Below are 20163 nucleotides of genomic sequence, written 5' to 3' on the forward strand. Positions count from 1 at the left end.
CGACTGGGCACCGTATGCTTGCCAAGTTTTGTTCGAATAACGGCTTGCAGTTGGTGGTAAACCGCCACTCAATTGGCTCCGGTTAATTTCAGTGACTCATCGACAGGCAAAGGTGGAGGGTTTTCTGGTATTGGTAGTGTTAAACCGGTCTTGCTGATCACAAATTTATTGTCATAACACAAGTTTCGTGGTAAATAAACAGAAACTACTAATACCGTTGGGCCTCATTCCAAGCGTCTACGTATTGCGGAAACCTCTAAGAACGGGAAAAAAACATGCACGGATACTTCGGGCTAGCACATCGAAACGCCGCACTCGCAAATGAGAGGTCGCAACTACAATCCTACATAGCGCGCCTAAAGCATTCTGCGTTGTTCCACCGAAAACTCGTCTTAGCCGACCACATGGTCGTGAACTCCCCCAATTTCTTGCGAGCCTACTCCGACCATCCTGATTTCAAGGACCTCTGTGACAAAAGCCTTCTAGAGGTCGCACATTTCGAGAGATTCAAAGATGGTCGATTCATGTCGCTACCAGAATTGCGAGACTTCTACAAACGTCTAGGGCTATTTCACCCAAAGCTCGATAACCGATTCAAGCATGATGATGTGGACAATCGGCTCGCCAGTATTGAGTCAGCAGTGGTGCGTCTTTTTCCGGAGTCGACAAAGCGAGACCCATTATTTACGGAATACTGTGACGCTTATGCGGTATCGCAGTCCTGTATGAACAGACTGGGTAAGGACTACGGAGAGTTTGATGTCGCGTACCATTTTCTAAGAGAAAACACGCCAATTTTGGGGATTATAAATTTCGATCCTGAGCATGCGACGGTCGACGACAAGACCATATATGACTACGTTGCAGATTTGCCCCGTAATCGCAATCAGTCCGTCGATACTGTTATAAAGAGGCTATCACCGGCGCTGGTGCCATCTATGAGGGCCCTCCTTATTCGCGCCGAGACAACTTTGCTAGGGTACCAACCTATAATACCAAGCGAACTAGCTGGAGAGCTAGATTTAGTTCTTGGAAATGTGCAATTAATGGGAGCCAAACCAGACGACCAAGAACTGGATGAAGTAGCGCTAACCCTTGACGCGATTGACGAAAAGACTCTCGCAGAACTGACGCCTTCGCTCATTATGTCGATACGAGAAACGGACGAGGCGAGATGCTTTTGGGAAATCGTCGAATGCTCGAGTCAAAAGGAAGCCTCCCTGTCTGAAATTCGCGAGGCGGCAGCTCAGTATGTCCGGCGCATAAGCATGGATGTCACCCGAGACACATGGAGTCGTGGAAACAGAAAAACCGAGTCGGTCATCGTGCGCGTATTGCGGCACACTCTGAGCACTTCGAAGCAAAACGCTGAGGTTGTCATCGGGACCTCAATACAGCTTGGCGGTCTCCTATATGCACCACTAGTCGTCCTAGCGCCGATAGGCCAAGCTGTGGCGAAACTCCTTAACAAATCAGCAGATGGTGAAACAGCGACCAGTTCTCCAGTAGTGGGAGCGAATCTGTCGGTATCTCAGAGCACTCTCGGTAGAGCAACGCAACACACTCAATGAGAACGTATTGCCAATGCATCGCTATAATGCCCAAACCAGCCAATGGAGCGGACGCCTCAGCGCTTCGCACTCCGGCGCCGCTCATCGGCAGGTTATGTTTGTTTACTCATCAACTGGAGAATCAGATGTCACCAGAGGAATTTTTGCTGAAAGAAATTACTGAAAAGCTATCGGAACACCGCATGTGGTCATCCCGCGATTTTAGTATCCTTCAAATTTTGCTTTGGGCATCTATTTTAGCTAGTGCTATTTCGGCATTTTTGGCTACTTTGAATGCAAATAAATGGCTTATCGCTTTTCTTGCTGCGATTCCTGCACTAGCAATAACGGTTGAAAGTACATTCCACTTTTCAGAGCGGTATAAATACCATGATCAATGGGTAATCGAACTCGAAGAAATGCAACGAAAAGTAAGAGTTGAAAAAACGGATCCTCAAACTATTAGCGCGGAACTTTCTAATTTTCAGAAAGGAATTATATCTAAGTTTCCGACATCCACTTTTCCAGGTAAAGAACAAGAAAAAACCGATCTAAAACCAGCTCCATCCGCCTCCAAACATGGCGAATAATCTGCACTTACACTTAACATTAAAATAGGTGATGAAATGGACATAGGAGTTTTATTAGGAACCACAAGCTCCGCTATAGGTCTTGCAGGAAAATTTGCTGAATTAGTTAAGCAAACCGAGCGACAAGGGCATGAATGTCGGCTATATGACATGATTTTGGATTTAAAGAAATCGGCTATCATCCTATGCCGTGATTTTAACGATGAACTACAAGAAATAAATTCGGAGTTTTTTTCATCTGGTATTGATGTTGGAAAGTCATTGAATCAATTACATGAAGAATTAGACTGGTATAGTTTTTTAACAAAAGCCAAAATTAGCAGCTATGAAAAAAAATTTAGATCTATCTATGAAAGACTATGTGGCTTTATTGATGATGCTGCCGCAGTGGCAATTTGCTCCGATAACAAAGAACCATTAGGGTGCGCTCTTCGCTTGGCAACTGAGCGAAGTAAGGAATTAGCTGATATTCTTGACCCAGATGTTCCTCTATATGAAATATTTGAAAGAATGTTAATCATAGTGCGTGAAATATATGAACAGTTGCAAGGTGGGCAGAATCAAAATCCGCAAGACCCAATACCAGTATATGCCTAACACGGTGCTCACCTGATCGTGGTTACAATATGGGTTTTTTCAGTTTTCCGGCGCGCGCCCGGTTAGCTCTGTGTTGAATGGCAGCTAATTGGATGCCTGCAGACACTGAACTCAAAGCTTCGAATGTCAGTTTAGGGTCGTAACAAGACAATCACCCCCACCCAACCAAGCAATGAATTATCTGAAAGTCAAATTCCAATTACTTGATCGAGCGCAATAATAGAGCCTAGCGTTTTTCATACCAACCTCATTTTGCAAATGGCCAATTAATTGGGTGTATCAAACTTTTAAAATTGCAAACACTTTAAGTATTACTCCAGTTTGTCTTCACAAGCCAGAAGAAAGTCACCAAACGCATTAGCCATCTGCGGCAAAATGCTCAACAAACGATGATCGGCAGCGTACATATGCAATTGTGCCTGATGCTCACAGCAAAAGCGCCAGGCATTTTCTGGTGGTACCACTTCATCTTGCCAGCCATGGAATACCTGGATATTTTTCGTGATAGGATTAAATTGGCTGTGCGCGTAACCCGGTAAATAAAAAGCAGGAGCAATCAAAAATAAGCCTTCGGGTTTAATCGTTTCCGCCGCCACTGTTGCCACATAAGCCCCCATGCTGGAACCCACAAGTACAATCAAATCATAGTCTGATACATCCATGGCCAGCAGTTGTGATACACGCCACTCAGGATCATTACTGAGCTGATAGTCGGGGCTAATAAACATAAAATCATGCTTTTTAGCAATTTCTGCTAAAGCCAGAGGTTTTTCTCCCCAAGGAATACTGTCTTTGCCGTGGTTGTATATAACCAGTTTTTTCATTTTTTTCATTTAGGCTGGGTGAGTTCAACTGGTCATTGCAACACTATCTGATTTAATATTATTAACAGAGGTGAATCAATGGCACAGAAAGGTCGACCCGGTTTATCCGCAGCTCAAAAGGTTGAGTTGTGGCAAAGATGGAAATTAGGACAATCACTCAGTGAGATAGGTCGTGCCCTTGGTAAGCATGCTGGATCCGTGCATACTGTTTTATCCGCTCATGGTGGAATTATTCCTGCAACTCGCTCAAGATCGGCTAGGTCACTGAGTCTAGTTGAGCGCGAAGAAATATCGCGAGGACTGGCGGCTGGTGAATCAATGCGACAGATTGCATCAAAACTAGCAAGATCACCCTCTACTATCTGCCGTGAAATTGCCCGTAATGGTAATAAAGATCAATATCGAGCAATCGAAGCTGATTCAAAAGCATGGGATCAAGCACAGCGACCTAAGCCCTGTCGACTGGCTACACATTCTCAACTACAAATCATGGTGGCAACTAAACTCGGTTTCGATTGGTCTCCTGAGCAAATTGCTGGCTGGCTTAAACATGAATATCCAAACGATATCAATATGCATGTCTCACATGAAACAATCTATAAAAGCCTGTATATTCAAGCACGCGGCGTTTTGAAAAAGGAATTAATCGGACATCTACGATCGAAACGAATGATGCGGCGAGGTAAGGCATCAACAACTGAAGGCCAGCCAAGAGGGCAAATTATTGATGCGGTATCGATAAAAGATCGACCTGCAGAGGTTGAGGATCGTGCAATACCTGGGCATTGGGAAGGTGATCTGATTACGGGGTCTAAAAACAGCCATATTGCTACTCTAGTTGAACGTCGGTCACGATTTGTGTTGCTGGTTCAAGTTGATGGCAAAGATACGACGAATGTTGTGAATGCATTAATTCGTCAGGTACAGCAACTTCCTTCCGGCTTAATGGCTTCGTTGACATGGGATCGTGGTACTGAATTAGCTCAACATAAAAGATTTACTGTAGCCACCGATGTGGCAATGTATTTTTGCGATCCAAGAAGCCCTTGGCAGCGAGGAACCAATGAAAATACAAACCGATTATTAAGACAATATTTTCCCAAAGGGACCGATTTAAGCGGTTATAGTCAGCAAGACCTAGATGAGATTGCTTTAAAGCTTAATACGAGACCTAGAAAAACACTGGGCTACATGATGCCTGGTGATAAACTAAACGAATGCGTTGCAATGACCAGTTGAACTCACCTGTCCTTTTCTAATCTATAAAAGAGATGATTAGCTTGATATGTGAGTTAATCAGTTTTGTTGTGCTATTCCTCAGATGTGAACTGGGCTAAAAAATTTACAAAATAATTGTGTGATAAGTTACATACAGGCCTATAGCCTATCGTTAAACTAACTCATAAGTTCACAAATAAGCACTAGAAGACAAATTGGTCTGCTTGGTCAGCAATAAATAGGCTTTTACGTTTGTGAACAGGAGGGCGATAGCAAATATAAACTGTATTTCGACGCTATTAGTTTAAAGGGGCGTATGTGTAAACCCGCTTGCTTTGAACTTATTGAACTTATCAGTTAAGTGTTTAGTCGCTCTCAAGTGTCTAATTGTAAAGAGTTTAACAGGAGTAGCAAATGGCAAATAAATATATTTTAAAAGGTTCAGGTGTTGAAATTGAATATACCCTTGGTGAAACCATTGGTTTGCCGGTTTTGACCTATAAGTCGGGTGCTTTCATCAAAAGTTTTACAGCTAATGAAGTGCAGACTGATGATACTGGTTTGGGCGAGTTGGTGTCTGTGCCATTATTATTAACTATTGACGCAGGTGGCAAACGCTTTGGATTCTATTTGCCATTTATCAATGTACCGCATGGAGAAACGGCCAGTTTTCATTCAGTCGGCATTTATGAAACTTTTAGCGGCCCAAGTACTATTCCGCATCGCCCTTCAACCTGGCGTTGTATTGAATTATCTGGAACGGCTCAAACAGTAATAGTACCGTTATAATTCTGTCAGTCAGTTACCAGCCAGTTCATTTGTAAAATGGTCAGGTTGAGCGAATTGATTTTTTGGTGCCGCATAGGTTGCGTATCAATTTATCTTATCAGCATAACATACGGTAATCACAATGATTGTTTCAATTTAAGAAATAATAAAAACACAAAAGTGCTCATTGTATATTTTTAAATTCGATGTATAGTTTAATCAACTTCTTAGTTTAAGATAAAGTCGTGAAGCGGAAAAACTGAGTAACAGCTTCCAATAGACGATTTTATATGTACCCGTTTTTTGATGTACCTCCTCGTAGTTTAGCTCTGCTAACTTATTGACCTCTACCGCTATGGTAAGAGGTCTTTTTTTGTTACTCTGGCTGCGAGTAAAAAAATCTGGAGGAAGTTTATATGTCTAAAAATGAGAAACTGGTACTGATTGATCTGCAAAAGCAAGCTGTCGACCTGCCAATTTTAGCGGCCAGTTTAGGACCCGATGTCATAGATATTCGGCGTCTACACGCTCAAACAGGACTATTTACTTACGATCCTGGTTTCACCTCTACCGCTAGTTGTCAATCCAAAATTACTTATCTGGATGGTGAGGCCGGCTTACTCCTGTATCGTGGCTACCCCATTGAACAACTGGCTGAAAATTGCGATTTTCTAGAAGTGTGTTATTTACTTCTAAATGGTGAGTTGCCCAACGGCAGTGAAATGCGGAAATTTGTCACCCACATCAGTCAGGATGTTTTGGTGCATGAGCAATTAATCAAATTTTACAGCGGTTTTCGCCGCGATGCCCACCCCATGGCTATATTAGTGGGTGTGGTCGGTGCCTTATCGGCTTTCTATCACGATGTTATGGACATAACCAGTCAGGAGAGCCGTTACCAGTCTGCAATACGTTTAATCGCCAAAATGCCTACCATAGTGGCTATGTGTTACAAATATTCAATTGGCAAACCCTTTATGTATCCTAAACGCAAATTAGGATATGCCGAAAATTTTTTACGCATGATGATGGCCGATCCTTGCGATGAATTCTTAGCCAATCCGGTGCTGGTTAAAGCCTTGGATCGCATTTTGATTCTACATGCTGATCACGAGCAAAATGCCTCTACTTCAACCGTTAGGCTTGCAGGTTCCAGTGGTGCAAACCCGTATGCCTGTGTAGCGGCAGGCATTGCCTGTTTATGGGGAGCCGATCATGGCGGGGTTAACGAAGCTGTATTGAATATGCTTGAAGAAATTGGTGATGTTTCTCGTCTAAGCAGCTATGTCACTAGAGCCAAAGATAAAAACGATGCTTTTCGCTTTTCGGGTTTAGGACACCGTGTTTACAAAAGCAACGATCCGCGTGCCAAACTGATGCGAGTAACCTGTTATGAAGTAATCAATGAATTGGCTTTGCAAGAATCAAAACTGTTCAAACTGGCGATGAATCTAGAGCGCATCGCTTTGGAAGATAGTTATTTTATTGAGAATAAACTTTATCCAAATTTTGATTTTTATTCGGGGTTGGTTTTACGTGCATTAGGCATACCCTGCGCCATGTTTACCGCAATTTTTGCAATGGCCAGATCAGTTGGTTGGATAGCGCATTGGGACGAGATGATTTCTGATCCAGAATTAAAAATTGGTCGCCCACGCCAGCTCTATCAGGGCGTTGAAAAAAGAGATGTGCAAAATATTTCTAATCGTTGAGGATTTGGTAGCACTATTACTTCCGTTTAACCCGCATGGAATTAAAATGGGGTTGAGCGGCTGTTATATTAACACCTCGAAAAATCAATTTCGATAAGCTGTTCACAGCGAACAGGTAGTCGACGCGTTTATTTATCCTTCACCTTCCTCCCAAAAGCTATTTGCTAAAGTAGCAAATCGGCTCGCGTTAAGCCTGTAGTGCATTATTCCATGTAGATGTCTAGTTTTTACAATCGAACATGCGAATTCCCGCTTAGTTTGTAAAATTTATCACTACATCCAAGTTATAAAGCAAACAGATTGATGTGCATATAAAAAATAGAATACTCATGCAATACCGAGAGACAAAATTCACTTACCGAGTAAATTGCCATGATATCTTCGACGCATGAATCAAACAGCCCAAAAATGCATAACGCTATTGCCATCATTGGCACTGCCTGCCGATTTCCGGGAGGAGTCACCAATATTGAAGAATATTGGTCATTTCTGAAATCGGGTGGAGATGCGGTTCGGGAAATACCAACGGAGCGCTGGTCATGGCAATTTCACCATGACAAAAATCCAGATAAAGCCGGAAAATCGTATGTAAATCGTGCCAGCTTTCTTAATGTGGATATTGAAGCTTTTGATGCTGCTTTTTTTGACATCTCGCCCCGCGAAGCAGCGCTATTGGATCCTCAACAACGATTACTACTAGAATTGGCGTTCGAGGCCATGGAAGATAGTGTAGGCGATGTAAATACGTTACAAGGCAGTAACACCGGTGTTTATATTGGTTGTTTTATGCAAGATAATTTGCTGACACAAATGGCTCCTGGCGCTAAATCACAAGCTGGTACCTATACCGCTGTAAGTTCTACCATGACGATGATCTCCAATCGTTTATCCTACGCTTTCGATCTAAAAGGACCGAGTTTTACCGTCGATACTGCCTGCTCTTCTTCTTTGGTGGCTGTGCATCAGGCTTGTCTGGGTTTACGTTCAGGCGATTGTGATATGGCAATTGCTGGTGGGGTAAGCATCATGTTCAGACCGGAAATTATGATGATGATGTGTAAAGGGCATTTTCTAGCGTCTGATGGAAGAAGTAAAACATATAGTGCCAATGCTGATGGCTATGGAAGAGGCGAAGGTGGCGGTCTGGTCGTGCTTAAACGCTTGGCCGATGCCGTCAGAGATGGTGATACCATACACGGCATAATCCTTAGTTCTGGTGTTAATCAGGATGGTAGTACCGAAGGAATTACTGTTCCAAGTGAAACCGCTCAAATTGCTTTAGCCAGTAAAGTGTATCGGGATGGCGCGATTGATCCCAGACATATCAGTTATCTTGAAGCTCATGGCACAGGAACTCCGGTTGGTGATCCTATAGAAATGCGGGCTATGGGTAGTGTCATCAGTCAAAAGCGAAGCGATGCAGATCAACCTTTGATTGTCGGCTCTGTAAAAGCGGGTATTGGTCACCTGGAAGCCGCTGCCGGTATAGCTGGATTGTTAAAAGCCATGTTGGTTGTTAAACACGGTCATATTCCACCCCAAGCCTGGCTGGATAGCGAACTCAATCCTGCGATTGATTTTTCAGGCTTGAAAATTCAAATTGCGGATAAATATCAACCGTTACCAAAATTTAATGAGCATGGAAACGCTTATGTAGCGGTAAACTCTTTCGGTTATGGCGGCACGAATGCTCATGCGGTGTTAATGGCCGCCAATAAGCAGGACACTCAAGCTTTAGTGGTTGATTCTAAACCGGTACCTCCACGTTATTGCCTTTATTTATCTGGCGCATCAGAAACAGCATGTGAAGCGTATGCACTGATTTATCAAACGCTGTTTTCTCAAGCTACGGATAGCGAAATATTAAATATTTGTCGTACAATACCGAGAGACAAAATTCACTTACCGAGTAAATTGCCATGATATCTTCGACGCATGAATCAAACAGCCCAAAAATGCATAACGCTATTGCCATCATTGGCACTGCCTGCCGATTTCCGGGAGGAGTCACCAATATTGAAGAATATTGGTCATTTCTGAAATCGGGTGGAGATGCGGTTCGGGAAATACCAACGGAGCGCTGGTCATGGCAATTTCACCATGACAAAAATCCAGATAAAGCCGGAAAATCGTATGTAAATCGTGCCAGCTTTCTTAATGTGGATATTGAAGCTTTTGATGCTGCTTTTTTTGACATCTCGCCCCGCGAAGCAGCGCTATTGGATCCTCAACAACGATTACTACTAGAATTGGCGTTCGAGGCCATGGAAGATAGTGTAGGCGATGTAAATACGTTACAAGGCAGTAACACCGGTGTTTATATTGGTTGTTTTATGCAAGATAATTTGCTGACACAAATGGCTCCTGGCGCTAAATCACAAGCTGGTACCTATACCGCTGTAAGTTCTACCATGACGATGATCTCCAATCGTTTATCCTACGCTTTCGATCTAAAAGGACCGAGTTTTACCGTCGATACTGCCTGCTCTTCTTCTTTGGTGGCTGTGCATCAGGCTTGTCTGGGTTTACGTTCAGGCGATTGTGATATGGCAATTGCTGGTGGGGTAAGCATCATGTTCAGACCGGAAATTATGATGATGATGTGTAAAGGGCATTTTCTAGCGTCTGATGGAAGAAGTAAAACATTTAGTGCCAATGCTGATGGCTATGGAAGAGGCGAAGGTGGCGGTCTGGTCGTGCTTAAACGCTTGGCCGATGCCGTCAGAGATGGTGATACCATACACGGCATAATCCTTAGTTCTGGTGTTAATCAGGATGGTAGTACCGAAGGAATTACTGTTCCAAGTGAAACCGCTCAAATTGCTTTAGCCAGTAAAGTGTATCGGGATGGCGCGATTGATCCCAGACATATCAGTTATCTTGAAGCTCATGGCACAGGAACTCCGGTTGGTGATCCTATAGAAATGCGGGCTATGGGTAGTGTCATCAGTCAAAAGCGAAGCGATGCAGATCAACCTTTGATTGTCGGCTCTGTAAAAGCGGGTATTGGTCACCTGGAAGCCGCTGCCGGAATAGCTGGATTGTTAAAAGCCATGTTGGTTGTTAAACACGGTCATATTCCACCCCAAGCCTGGCTGGATAGCGAACTCAATCCTGCGATTGATTTTTCAGGCTTGAAAATTCAAATTGCGGATAAATATCAACCGTTACCAAAATTTAATGAGCATGGAAACGCTTATGTAGCGGTAAACTCTTTCGGTTATGGCGGCACGAATGCTCATGCGGTGTTAATGGCCGCCAATAAGCAGGACACTCAAGCTTTAGTGGTTGATTCTAAACCGGTACCTCCACGTTATTGCCTTTATTTATCTGGCGCATCAGAAACAGCATGTGAAGCGTATGCACTGATTTATCAAACGCTGTTTTCTCAAGCTACGGATAGCGAAATATTAAATATTTGTCGTAATGCGGCTCAAAAAACGCAGTTGAGTTTTCGCTGGGTAATTACGGCAGAGACTGCCGATGAGCTTCAAGAAAAATTAGCAATATGCATTAACGGCTCACGTGCTGCGGGCATTTTTAAAGGTCGTAGCAATAATCAGCATGCTCCCGTGTTTGTTTTCAGTGGAATGGGGCCGCAGTGGTGGGGCATGGGTCAGCAGTTGTATCAACAGGAACCGGTATTTGCAGAGACCTTAAATCAGGCCGACCAGATTTTTCAGGAACTGGCTGGCTGGTCGATACTGGGTGAAATGCTGCGTGATGAATCTGAATCTGCAATGGCAGAAACCGCGATTGCTCAAACCGGAAACTTTATGCTGCAAATCGGTCTGGTTGCGTTATTTGCTTCCTGGGGTATACGGCCTGCGGCTGTGGTTGGGCATTCGGTGGGCGAAGTTACTTCCGCTTATGTATCAGGTATATTGTCGTTGCGAGATGCTCTAAAAGTGTCTTACCATCGTGGTCGTACCCAAGCTAAAACCGCAGGCACTGGAAGCATGCTGGCAACCGCTTTAAGTTTGGCTGAAGCAGAAAAAACCATTTTAGCTTATGGTGGGCAAGTGTCTGTTGCCGGGATTAACAGTGCAAACAATACTACCTTGTCAGGTGATGAGGCCGGTATTGATGCCATTGCCGATGCACTGGGAATACAAGGTGTTTTTGCGCGTAAACTGAGGGTAGAAGTACCGTATCACAGTATCGGTATGGATCCAATTTTAGATGAATTACGCAGCTGTTTGTCTGATTTGACTACTCATCCTGCTCAACTGCCTGTGTTTTCAACCGTTACAGGTCAGCAAGTCGATCAGGCATTCGGTAGCGAATACTGGTGTGAGAATGTTCGTCTCCCAGTCTATTTTAATGATGCCATCGAAAGTCTGCTGGCAGCAGGTTATGAAACTTTTCTTGAGGTAGGCCCACACCCGGTTTTAACTGGCTACATTAAAGAAATTATGGCGGCGCAAGGCAGCAAAGGTATTTGTTTTAACACCCTTAAACGCAAAGAAGATGAAGTAATGCAATTACGTGATTGTATTGCTGCACTTTGGTCAAATGGTGTTAATTTCCCTTTGCGAAACTATTTAGGTTGCCCCACAAAAACGCTGAAACTTCCAGCTTATCCTTGGCAACGTAAAAAGCATTGGTTTGAAGATAAATACGCCCGAATTGCCCGTCAAGGATGGCCGGATGCCCAGTTATTGCTTGGCTATAGAACCGCTGATCCGTTACCAACCTGGCAAACGGAGTTGGCAGGTTCTATGATCAGCTGGTTGGAAGATCATAAAGTAGGGCAAAGGACCGTTTTTCCGGGTGCAGGTTATTTGGAAATATTACTGGCCGTTTTGCAAGATCAACATCTTGCTACAACCGAGAAAGTATTACGTAACATACAATTTCACCGTGCTTTGGTCGTTGCTGATACTGACTGCACGCTAATAAAAACCATTTTGACCCAAGCCGGACAGGTAGGCATCTATTCAGCGGCTTCATCCAGTGCAGATGTATGGAGTTTACATGGTAGTGCAGAATTGTTGACCGGGAAATTTTCAGCCCCTAAAACCAACCCTCTTCAGACACTCAATTTCAGTCATTTCGAAGTCGTTGATGTCAAACAGCTATATAAGCGCTTACTTTCGCTTGGACTTGACTATGGTCCAACCTTTCAGTCCATTAAAACACTGAAAAAACAGGCTAACTGTGCCTTGGTAGAATTAGAAACACATGATAACAGTCAGCATATCATTCATCCGGCCCTCATAGATGGCGCATTTCAATCCATGTTAGCGCTGAATGAAACTGAAATGGCTTACTTGCCAGTATCAATCAAGGAAATACGTATCTATGCCAAGTTAGCCAAGCAATGTGTGGCCTGGTTGGAAATTACACATAGAACAGAACGCAGTATTCACGCCAATGTTACTCTATTGCAGGCAGGCCAAGTATGCTGTGAATTATTGGATATTCGTTGCGACGCTATTCAGTTAGCAACTGATCCAATGCAAACTGCAATAGAAAATGTCACCTATCGTTCTAACTGGGATAATATCGGATACCCTGATTACAATGAAATCATATCCAATGTTGCTGTAGTCGGCGAAAACGTCCCAGAAGAACTCAGACAAGGCTTGATAGTCTATGGCTCAGAACGCATCGATTATTTCCAGCAATTAAGTGAGTTGGTAGCGACTCAGACCGCCTGCAATTATGATTTAATTGCCTGTCTAATTAACACGCCTAGCGCTGAAAAAGCAGTAGAGGAATCTGTTGAACTGTTGTTAGGCTTGCAACAAATTGCCTTGCAAGGCTATCAAGCTAAAATAGTATTTGTTACTGAACAAGCAATGGCGCATGAGATACGTAATTCTCAGCGGGGTTGGCTAAGTTCTTGGTCTATTGGTTTGCGTCGCAATGCCAGTAACGAACTATCAGCCATTAAGTTTCGTCACATTGATATTGATGATTTTGATGAGAGTAACTATCTACTGGCAGCCGAGCTGACATCACCCAACCCGCCCGATGAGATTGCACTTGCAAACCGTAATCGTTATGCCATGCAAATTAGGCGTATTGATAGTAATGAATATGCAGAGCTGGCTACTAAAGTAAAAGTCCCGTTTATTGATGACGGTCAACATAGCTTTAAGCTGAATATTCCTGCACGTACTGCCTTACATAATCTTGTATTTAGTAAAACTGAACGCAAACCGCCCAATGAGTATCAAGTAGAAATTCGGGTTGAATCAGTTTCACTCAACTACAAAGACTTGGCTAAAGTCGTTGGAATACTAAACGAAGAAAATCTGGAATCAATACAAGCGGGTATGACTTTAGGACTTGAATGTTCGGGTGTCGTTGTAGCGGTGGGTTCTGAAGTTTGTGATTATCAGCTTGGAGATAAAGTCTGTGTAGCACAAGCAGATTGTTTTAGTCGCTATTTGTTGTTGGATACCAAACGTACAGAGCTAAACGCGACCCTGATCCGGCCCATCCCTACAGGATTTAAATCGACGGATGCTGCGGCATTCCTTGTGGCCTATGCGAAAGCGTTATGGGCGTTAAAAGATATTGCCAGATTATCTGTTGGAGATACGGTGCTTATCCATGGTGCAACGGGTGGCGTGGGTCTGGCTGCTGTTAATTTGGCCAAACATTTTGGTGCACGTATCATTGCTTCAGCCAGTACTCAAGTGAAACGGGACTTTCTGCTTAATATGGGGGTTGATCATACAGTTGATTCACGTACCTTAAACTTTGGTGAAGAAATTTTGGCGTTAACCAATGGCAAAGGTGTGGATGTCGTTTTGAATTCGGCAAGCGGTGGCTTAGTGGCGATTAGCTTTGACGTATTGGCCGAATTTGGGCATTTTGTCGAAATAGGCAAAAGCGATATTCTTAATCAAGGCTCTCTGAGTATGACGCCTTTTGATAAAAGTATTCAGTATAGTGCGATTGATCTTGATTTATTAAGTACTAAAAAACCACAAAAATATCTAGAATTACTCGAAGAAGTTTGGGATTTAGCTAATCGCGGATGTATTCAGGCGTTGCCGACTACCCGTTTTGGCGCGGATCAAATCATAGAAGCCTTTACTTATTTATCGGGTTCTAAACAAATTGGCAAAGTGGTGATTGATCTTGATCAAACACCGGTTGTCAGTGCTATTAAATCACGTATGCTGCAACAACTTAGCGCAGATAAAACAGTGTTAATCACGGGTGGCTTAGGCGGTGTTGGTTTGGCTTATGCGCATTGGTGTGTGGAGCATGGCGCAAAACGTTTGGCGTTGTTAGGACGCAAAGGTGCCAATACTGCTGATACGCAGGCAGCGGTAGCGCAATTGGAAGCGTTAGGGGTTTCTGTTGCTGTTTATGCTGGTGATGTCAGTATTCGACAGGATCTTATCAATGTTATATCCGCGATAGAAAGTCAGGGTAAATTGGGTGGTGTTATCCATGCTGCGGGGGTTCTTGATGATAGAACTCTGATGGATATGGACGAAGCGGCGATCAAACGTGTGGCCATCCCAAAAATTATCGGTGCAAATAACCTGCATGAACTCACCAAAAATAATGTTGATCTAGAGTTGTTTCTGGTTATTTCTTCAATCTCAGGACAATCGGGCAATACCTATCAGGCTAATTACTGTCTGGCGAATACCTTCATGGATGGTTTGATTGAATACCGTGCTACGCAAGGCCTGCCTGCCAATAGCTTACAATTAGGCCCTGCTCAAGTGGGTATGGCGGCAGCCAATTCCGATTTGGAACGCTATTTGAAAATGAAAGGCTTACATGCTTTTGATGAACCAATGCTGCAAGCTGTATTTAATAGAATTTATCAATGGAATGTCCCAACCCTAATGATGGTCAATGTCGATTGGCCAACCTGGGAATACGCAGAACCAGGTGCCGCCAGTTCGCATCGCTATCAAGATTTGATCAGTAAGTATGGTTCAGGTTCCGACAATACATCTATTGCCAGTGCTTTGGCATTAATGCCTAAAGAGCAACAAATTGAAACAGCCGCATACATTGTTGCTGAACATATTGCCAGTATTTTGCAAATGAATGCTGATGAGGTTGATCTAGATGCCGCACTGGAAAATTTTGGTATCGATTCTATCACTGCTGTCGAATTGCAAACATTGGTGAATCGTTCATTTCAAATCGAACTCTCTGTTTTATCGTTGTTGTCCAGTAAATCCATACTGAGTATAGCTGCAGATGTTGTTACTTTAATGCAAGTGGCATCAGTCCCCAGCGAACAAGTGAAAACAGAAATTATTCCAATCATTATTAATGAATCAAAAGAGGGTGCTACAGCATGAATCAGGATAGTAGAGCATTAGCAAGACAATTGCTTTCATCAGGTGCCGCAAAGCCGGAAGGGGCAAAAGTCGGAAGTATAGTTAATCCGGTGGCCGCAAAAATAATCCATCATCAAGCTAGAGGCTTTGATAATCATCCTGGTGCGCTTGAGTTTCTGAAAATGAAAGAAAACTTTGAAAATATGGGTATCAATGGTAATTCCTATTTTCAGGCATGGACTAAAAGAGACGGCGCTAAGGTGTTAATCGGTGATGCCTGGAAAATTAACTATTCATCCTATAATTATTTGGGCTTAGCGACTGATCCCGAAGTAATGCAGGCTGCTAAAGATGCGATTGATCAATACGGTACCTCGGTATCTGCCGCGCGGATGGTCGCTGGACAAATTCCATTACATGATGAGTTAGAAGCCGAATTCGCAGCCTTTTTCGGCACTGAGGATGCCTTATTGTTTGTCAGTGGTTTTTTAACCAATGTAGCTACATTAGGCTTTTTGCTTACCGATAAAGACTTGATTATTCACGATGAATTAATTCATAACTCTATGGTGACGGGAGCTTTGTTGTCTGGAGCCAGACGATTAACATTTCCGCATAATGATGCCCAAGGTTTGGATCGTTTGTTAAAAATGCATCGACATCTTTATGAAAGAGCCATTATTTTAACGGAAGGTGTGTTTTCTATGGATGGTGATTTGGCAAATATCAGACCAATCATAGAAGTAGCACATCGGCACGATGCCTCAATTATGTTGGACGAAGCACACTCTATGGGAACAATTGGCGCAACAGGTCGGGGTGTGCAAGAGGCTTTAGGTGTCAAGTCAAATGAAATCGAAATCTGGATGGGCAGTCTCAGCAAGTCAGTGGGCAGTGCAGGAGGATTTATCGCAGGCAGTAAAAATATGATCAACAATTTGCGCTATAACGCACCGGGAGCTGTATTGTATTGTGCGGGTATGCCTGCACCGACTGCTGCAGCGGCTTTATGTGGTCTGCGTAAATTAAAAAAAGAAATCTGGCGGGTGGAAAAATTGCAGGCAAATGCAGCATATTTCCTTAAAAAGGCACAGGAATACGGGTTGGATACGGGTATTAGTACTGGCACCGCAGTGGTACCCGTTATTATCGGTGATTCTGAAAAAGCGGTGAAACTCGCCAATCTATTAAATACAAAGAATATTAATGTGCATGCAATTATCTATCCGGCCGTGCCGTTGAATCAGGCGCGCTTGCGATTTTTTATAAACTGCACGCATACCTTTGAGGAAATCGATTATACGATTGCAACCGTTTCTGAAAATTTAAATAAAGTATAGAAACGGTATATAAATTCATTAGACTTAGACTTTATTCAATTCAAAACGGCTTAATGTTAGTCATTCTGTTCTGATTTAAGGTCAAGCTAGGTATAACCTTTTACCGCTCTAAATCAGTGGTCTAATAACAAAGCAAAGAGAATAAATCAATGGTACGCAAATATTCGGAATTGCTACTTAGCAATCCCTGGCAGGTTATCGTCTTAACCCTGATGTTAACCATAGCATCTGGTTACGGTATCGCATTTGTACATTTTAAAAGTGATTATCGAATGTTTTTCAGTAATGATAATCCGCAATTGATTGCGTTTGAAACCTTACAAAAAACCTATGTACGTGATGACAATGTGCTATTGGTATTAACCCCAAATAACGGTGATGTATTTACTGCCCAAAATCTGGCTATCATAGAGCAGTTAACCAAAAAACTTTGGCAAACTCCCTATTCAACAAGGGTGGACTCAATCACTAATTTCCAAAACAGTTCTGCTGAGGGCGATGAATTAAAAGTAGCTGATTTAATAAGTCATGCTGAACAGTTGAATGCAGTGCAAATTCAGCACCTTAAATATTTGACTTTACATGAGCCCTTATTAGTAAAGCGTCTAATCTCCCCTGATGCGAAAGTTACGGGTATCAATGTGGTGGTAAAGCGTACCAATGAGAACCAGGATGCGGAAACGTTAGCTATTGCAACCTATGTAAGGAATTTGGTCAGCGAATTAAAGCAAACGCACCCAGAAATTGAAATTCGGTTGACTGGGGCGATAATGCTGGATACCGCTTTTTCGGAAAGTTCCGAATTAGATATGAAGACGCTGACGCCGGCAATGCTAGTCATAATTGCCTTAGCCTTATGGTGGTTTCTGAAATCGTTTCTAGGTATGACTGCTGCTTTGCTGATGATGACTTTATCCATCGTCATTGCGGTAGGGCTTGCAGGTTGGCTGGGCATTGCTTTTTCACCATCCAGCATACCCGCACCGACTATTATGTTGACTCTGGCTGTCGCAGATACAGTGCATATTTTAACCAGCTATTATAGCGGTTTGGCTAAAGGTCAGGATAAACGTTCAGCCATTCAAAATAGTATGATCAATAATTTTAAGGCCATATTCTTTACCAATCTGACCACCGCGATAGGTTTTTTGTCTATGAATTTTAGTGATGCACCCCCGTTTCGCGATTTGGGGAATATTACTGCCATGGGTGTTGTCGCTGCCTATTTTTTAACCATTACTTTTTTACCAGCTTTAATGTTACTTTTACCCGCCAATAAAGGGCGAATAGAAAACGAAGAAAATGCTGGCAGCTGGAGTGGCAAAGCGGTTCATAGGATGGTAAATTTTATGATTAGGCATCCCGGCAAACAGTTAGCGGTTTTATCAGTGATTACTTTGGCACTATTGGCCTGTATCCCATTGAATACTCTGGATGATGAATATGTTAAATACTTTGATGAATCGGTCGAATTTAGACAGGATACTGACTACACTACTACCCATTTAACTGGAATATACAATATCGAATACTCGTTAGAGCAAGGTACTCAGGGCGGTATCAATGAACCTGCGTTCTATAATCAGGTAGAGGCATTTGTGAACTGGTATCGGCAACAGCCAGAAACCATTCATGTCTATGCGCTTAACGATATTTTAAAGAAATTAAATCAGAATATGCATGGTGACGATCCCGCCTGGTTTCGCTTACCAGATAGTCGTGAAATGGCCGCACAATATCTACTGATGTTCGAAATGTCGTTACCGTATGGTCTGGATATAAATGACAGAGTTAACGTCAGCAAATCGGCAACACGGGTGACTGTAACTTTGCCCAGTCTCTCCAGTCAGCAAAGTATAGACCTGGAAGCCCGCGCTCAGGCTTGGTTAAAAGCCAATGCACCCCTGATAAAAAACACAGATGGCACGGGTGCCACGTTGTTGTTTTCGCATATTGGTCAACGTAACACTATCAGTATGATTAGCGGCGAACTCTTATCCACCACTTTAATATCGATCATTTTGATCTTTGTGTTACGGTCGTTGGGTTTAGGTTTACTAAGTCTTATCCCAAACTTGGTTCCGGCAGGCATGGCCTTTGGGCTGTGGGGGTTGATGGTGGGTCAAGTAGGATTAGCCTCTTCTGTAGTAGCGGCCATGACGCTAGGTATTCTGGTTGACGATACCGTGCATTTTCTGGGTAAATATCAGTATGCGCGCCAAGAAAAAAACATGGATCCAGAGTTAGCGTTGCATTATGCCTTTTCTAATGTGGGAGGAGCCTTGTGGGTTACCTCGGCAGTACTGATAATGGGTTTTTCTTTATTTACCTTTTCCAGTTTCAAAATCAATTATGAAATGGGGTTGTTAACCTCCATTATTTTTGCACTCGGATTGTTTGCCGAATTCCTGTTGTTACCACCCATCCTTTTACTTTACGAAGGCCTATTGGTTCGCATAAATAACGTCTTTAAAAAATCTACTGAAGCAGGAAAATGCTCATGAAAAAATATGTGTATATCGCGTTATTCACCAGTTTAACTTTTTCTGCAGTTTGTAGCCATGCGGATGAAACACCAGAAGAGAAGGGTATGGCTATCGCTCGAGAAACAGATCGGCGTGATTCGGGGTTTGGTGACAGTGCTTACGAATCGATTTTTACACTGCGCAATGAACAAGGCGAAGAAAGTATTCGGGAGTTTTCGATTAAAACCCTGGAAGTAAAAGATGATGGTGATAAAGAGTTAGGTTTATTTCATAAACCTGCCGATGTGCAGGGTACTGCGGTATTAACCTTTTCGCACGGTTTACAACCCGATGATCAATGGCTGTATTTGCCTGTTTTAAAACGCGTAAAACGTATTTCTTCTGTAAATAAATCAGGTCCATTTGTCGGTAGCGAGTTTGCATTTGAAGATATCGCTTCTTGGGAAATTAACAAATATACCTATCGTTATCTTCGTGATGAGGTATTAGATGGGCAGGATTGTTTTGTAGTGGAAAATACACCCGCATATGAATATTCTGGTTATTCAAAACAAATTGAATGGGTAGACAAAGCTATGTATCAACCCCGAAAAATTGATTACTATGATCGTAAGGGTGATTTATTAAAAACCTTGTCATTTAGCGATTATCATCAGTATCTTAATCAATATTGGCGTGCCAGCAAACTAGAAATGGTTAATCATCAAACAGGTAAAAGTACAGTGATGGCCCGTAATCAGTATCAATTTCGTAATGGTTTTAAAGACAGCGATTTCGCCGAAAACGCACTTAAAAACGTTCAGTAGAT

General features: G+C 42.8%; 12 protein-coding genes. 11 read left to right on the forward strand and 1 reads right to left on the reverse strand.

Annotated elements, in window-relative coordinates; genetic code table 11:
* The first annotated feature begins 725 nt into the window (after nucleotides 1-725).
* From ABH008_RS08425 to ABH008_RS08435, 3 genes are all read left to right on the forward strand, one after another.
* Nucleotides 726-1571, forward strand: coding sequence for a hypothetical protein (locus ABH008_RS08425; protein WP_347989409.1), 846 nt, complete (start codon nucleotides 726-728; stop codon nucleotides 1569-1571).
* A gap of 125 nt (nucleotides 1572-1696) precedes the next feature.
* Nucleotides 1697-2140: a hypothetical protein gene (locus ABH008_RS08430; RefSeq protein WP_347989410.1), complete on the forward strand. Its 444-nt coding sequence runs from the start codon at nucleotides 1697-1699 to the stop codon at nucleotides 2138-2140.
* Nucleotides 2141-2176: 36 nt separating this feature from the next.
* The gene (locus ABH008_RS08435) at nucleotides 2177-2737 is read left to right on the forward strand and encodes a hypothetical protein (RefSeq protein WP_347989411.1); all 561 of its coding nucleotides are present in this window, start codon (nucleotides 2177-2179) and stop codon (nucleotides 2735-2737) included.
* 311 nt (nucleotides 2738-3048) lie between these two features.
* Here ABH008_RS08435 and ABH008_RS08440 read toward each other — a convergent pair whose 3' ends face one another.
* Nucleotides 3049-3561, reverse strand: coding sequence for a YqiA/YcfP family alpha/beta fold hydrolase (locus ABH008_RS08440; RefSeq protein ID WP_347989412.1), 513 nt, complete (start codon nucleotides 3559-3561; stop codon nucleotides 3049-3051).
* A gap of 78 nt (nucleotides 3562-3639) precedes the next feature.
* On the opposite strand from ABH008_RS08440, the gene ABH008_RS08445 reads away from it, so the two are divergent.
* From ABH008_RS08445 to ABH008_RS08480, 8 genes are all read left to right on the forward strand, one after another.
* Entirely contained in the window at nucleotides 3640-4800 is a 1161-nt protein-coding gene (locus tag ABH008_RS08445; protein ID WP_347985983.1) for an IS30 family transposase, read from the forward strand.
* 393 nt (nucleotides 4801-5193) lie between these two features.
* A complete protein-coding gene (locus tag ABH008_RS08450) occupies nucleotides 5194-5568 on the forward strand; it encodes a hypothetical protein (RefSeq protein WP_347989413.1) in 375 nt (124 codons plus the stop codon).
* A gap of 395 nt (nucleotides 5569-5963) precedes the next feature.
* A complete protein-coding gene (gene gltA / locus ABH008_RS08455; protein ID WP_347989414.1) occupies nucleotides 5964-7259 on the forward strand; it encodes a citrate synthase in 1296 nt (431 codons plus the stop codon).
* Between the two features lie 372 nt (nucleotides 7260-7631).
* Nucleotides 7632-9182, forward strand: a complete 1551-nt coding sequence (locus ABH008_RS08460) for a polyketide synthase (RefSeq protein WP_347989415.1) — start codon at nucleotides 7632-7634, stop codon at nucleotides 9180-9182.
* Entirely contained in the window at nucleotides 9179-15550 is a 6372-nt protein-coding gene (locus ABH008_RS08465; RefSeq protein ID WP_347989416.1) for an SDR family NAD(P)-dependent oxidoreductase, read from the forward strand. Before ABH008_RS08460 ends, ABH008_RS08465 begins: the two co-directional genes overlap by 4 nt.
* A complete protein-coding gene (locus tag ABH008_RS08470; protein ID WP_347989417.1) occupies nucleotides 15547-16869 on the forward strand; it encodes an aminotransferase class I/II-fold pyridoxal phosphate-dependent enzyme in 1323 nt (440 codons plus the stop codon). Before ABH008_RS08465 ends, ABH008_RS08470 begins: the two co-directional genes overlap by 4 nt.
* 149 nt (nucleotides 16870-17018) lie before the next feature.
* Nucleotides 17019-19373 (forward strand): MMPL family transporter, encoded by a 2355-nt coding sequence (locus tag ABH008_RS08475; RefSeq protein WP_347989418.1) that lies wholly within the window; start codon nucleotides 17019-17021, stop codon nucleotides 19371-19373.
* Nucleotides 19370-20161 (forward strand): outer membrane lipoprotein-sorting protein, encoded by a 792-nt coding sequence (locus ABH008_RS08480; protein ID WP_347989419.1) that lies wholly within the window; start codon nucleotides 19370-19372, stop codon nucleotides 20159-20161. The genes ABH008_RS08475 and ABH008_RS08480 overlap by 4 nt, the downstream gene beginning before the upstream one ends.
* Nucleotides 20162-20163 lie beyond the last annotated feature (2 nt).

Source organism: Methylomonas sp. AM2-LC (assembly GCF_039904985.1).
In the GTDB taxonomy this organism is placed as follows: Bacteria; Pseudomonadota; Gammaproteobacteria; order Methylococcales; family Methylomonadaceae; genus Methylomonas.

What these genes read in the sequence shown, in the direction of transcription:
- ABH008_RS08425 (WP_347989409.1), top strand. Translation starts at nt 726, where the DNA reads ATGAACAGACTGGGTAAGGACTACGGAGAGTTTGATGTCGCGTACCAT.
- ABH008_RS08430 (WP_347989410.1), top strand. Translation starts at nt 1,697, where the DNA reads ATGTCACCAGAGGAATTTTTGCTGAAAGAAATTACTGAAAAGCTATCG.
- ABH008_RS08435 (WP_347989411.1), top strand. Translation starts at nt 2,177, where the DNA reads ATGGACATAGGAGTTTTATTAGGAACCACAAGCTCCGCTATAGGTCTT.
- ABH008_RS08440 (WP_347989412.1), bottom strand. Translation starts at nt 3,561, where the DNA reads ATGAAAAAACTGGTTATATACAACCACGGCAAAGACAGTATTCCTTGG.
- ABH008_RS08445 (WP_347985983.1), top strand. Translation starts at nt 3,640, where the DNA reads ATGGCACAGAAAGGTCGACCCGGTTTATCCGCAGCTCAAAAGGTTGAG.
- ABH008_RS08450 (WP_347989413.1), top strand. Translation starts at nt 5,194, where the DNA reads ATGGCAAATAAATATATTTTAAAAGGTTCAGGTGTTGAAATTGAATAT.
- gltA (WP_347989414.1), top strand. Translation starts at nt 5,964, where the DNA reads ATGTCTAAAAATGAGAAACTGGTACTGATTGATCTGCAAAAGCAAGCT.
- ABH008_RS08460 (WP_347989415.1), top strand. Translation starts at nt 7,632, where the DNA reads ATGATATCTTCGACGCATGAATCAAACAGCCCAAAAATGCATAACGCT.
- ABH008_RS08465 (WP_347989416.1), top strand. Translation starts at nt 9,179, where the DNA reads ATGATATCTTCGACGCATGAATCAAACAGCCCAAAAATGCATAACGCT.
- ABH008_RS08470 (WP_347989417.1), top strand. Translation starts at nt 15,547, where the DNA reads ATGAATCAGGATAGTAGAGCATTAGCAAGACAATTGCTTTCATCAGGT.
- ABH008_RS08475 (WP_347989418.1), top strand. Translation starts at nt 17,019, where the DNA reads ATGGTACGCAAATATTCGGAATTGCTACTTAGCAATCCCTGGCAGGTT.
- ABH008_RS08480 (WP_347989419.1), top strand. Translation starts at nt 19,370, where the DNA reads ATGAAAAAATATGTGTATATCGCGTTATTCACCAGTTTAACTTTTTCT.